The following is a 1,659-nucleotide window of genomic DNA, read 5'->3' as shown; positions in this document are numbered from 1 at the left end:
TGGTGACCCTACCGGGATTCGAACCCGGGATACCGCCGTGAAAGGGCGATGTCTTAACCGCTTGACCATAGGGCCTTGTTATTCAAGGTTTAAATATTGTATTAAATTGTTTCTGTAATGTTGCAGCTTCGCTGCAAATGTCTTGGTCGCTACATAACGAAATCGAAGATTTCTATTGCGCGACATTTGACCTACCTGCAAATTACTTCGTAATTTGGGTTAGGATCAAGAACCGCTTGACCATAGGGCCTTGTTATTCAAGGTTTAAATATTGTATTAAATTGTTTCTGTAATGTTGCAGCTTCGCTGCAAATGTCTTGGTCGCTACATAACGAAATCAAAGATTTCTATTTCGTGACATTTGACCTACCAACAAATTACTTCGTAATTTGGGTTAGGGTCAAGAACCGCTGTGACCATAAACTTAATGCCAAGGGTAATTTAATTTTCAAACACAACCGCTGAATAAAAAATTGGTAGCGGAGAAGGGAATCGAACCCCTGACACCACGGGTATGAACCGTGTGCTCTAGCCATCTGAGCTACTCCGCCATATTAAAAATTAGTTGCTATGTATGGTTGCGGGAGCAGGATTTGAACCTACGACCTCCGGGTTATGAGCCCGACGAGCTACCAAACTGCTCTATCCCGCGTTATTGGTGCCGAGGATCGGAATCGAACCGATACGGTGTTTTACCACCGCAGGATTTTAAGTCCTGTGCGTCTGCCAGTTCCGCCACCCCGGCATTTGGCTCCCAGGGTGGGACTCGAACCCACAGCCTATCGGTTAACAGCCGAGTGCTCCACCATTGAGCTACCTAGGAATATGTTAACAAAAGATCCCTTGATTTATGAATTTAATGTTTTCACTCGCTCAGCCTCACTTCAAAAACCTTCTTTTTAATATTTAAATATGAAGGTTTTATCGTTCGAAGCGTCGCTCGTAAAATACATTAAATTCTTCAAGGTCTCTTTAAGTGGCTTTCGCGCCACTTGTTTGTTTGGCGACTACCTACTCTCCCACGACGTTTCCATCGTAGTACCATCGGCGTTAAGAGGCTTAACTTCTGTGTTCGGCATGGGTACAGGTGTATCCCTCTTGCTTTTATCACCATACTTATTCACTTTTTACATCTCAATCAATAACAGTATATATTTCCAGTCAAGTTTTCGATTTATTAGTATCAGTTAGCTTNACGGTGTTTTACCACCGCAGGATTTTAAGTCCTGTGCGTCTGCCAGTTCCGCCACCCCGGCATTTGGCTCCCAGGGTGGGACTCGAACCCACAGCCTATCGGTTAACAGCCGAGTGCTCCACCATTGAGCTACCTAGGATTATTACCACTCCTAAGAGTGGTGTACGCTTTTTAAAGTTTGATTACTTTTTTTGAAAATTTAATGTTTTCCATGAGCGACGCTTCGAACGAGGAAATCTTCATTTCTTTTTCCTAATAGAAGATTTTCGACGTGAGGCTGAGCGAATGGAATTATTAAATTTTCCTTTAGTAATCAAACTTTAAATCTTTGTTTGGCGACTACCTACTCTCCCACGACGTTTCCATCGTAGTACCATCGGCGTTAATAGGCTTAACTTCTGTGTTCGGCATGGGTACAGGTGTATCCCTCTTGCTTTTATCACCATACTTATTCACTTTTCACA

General features: G+C 43.1%; 6 tRNA genes and 2 rRNA genes. All 8 read right to left on the bottom strand.

Going from position 1 to position 1,659, the window contains the following annotated elements:
* Window positions 1–75 (bottom strand) — tRNA-Glu (locus GKG00_RS08840).
* Between the two features lie 399 nt (window positions 76–474).
* Window positions 475–551: transfer RNA gene (locus tag GKG00_RS08835), tRNA-Met, on the bottom strand.
* Between the two features lie 24 nt (window positions 552–575).
* Window positions 576–652 (bottom strand) — tRNA-Met (locus GKG00_RS08830).
* A gap of 4 nt (window positions 653–656) precedes the next feature.
* A tRNA-Leu gene (locus GKG00_RS08825) sits at window positions 657–745 on the bottom strand.
* Window positions 746–748: 3 nt separating this feature from the next.
* A tRNA-Asn gene (locus GKG00_RS08820) sits at window positions 749–823 on the bottom strand.
* Between the two features lie 175 nt (window positions 824–998).
* Window positions 999–1,115 (bottom strand): 5S ribosomal RNA (gene rrf, locus GKG00_RS08815).
* 144 nt (window positions 1,116–1,259) lie between these two features.
* Window positions 1,260–1,334 (bottom strand) — tRNA-Asn (locus tag GKG00_RS08810).
* Between the two features lie 191 nt (window positions 1,335–1,525).
* A 5S ribosomal RNA gene (rrf, locus tag GKG00_RS08805) occupies window positions 1,526–1,642 on the bottom strand.
* Between the last annotated feature and the right edge of the window lie 17 nt (window positions 1,643–1,659).

The sequence above is a fragment of the Finegoldia sp. BIOML-A1 genome, from assembly GCF_009678325.1.
Classification (GTDB): Bacteria; Bacillota; Clostridia; order Tissierellales; family Peptoniphilaceae; genus Finegoldia; species Finegoldia magna.
This window is presented reverse-complemented; position numbering and strand designations above follow the sequence as displayed.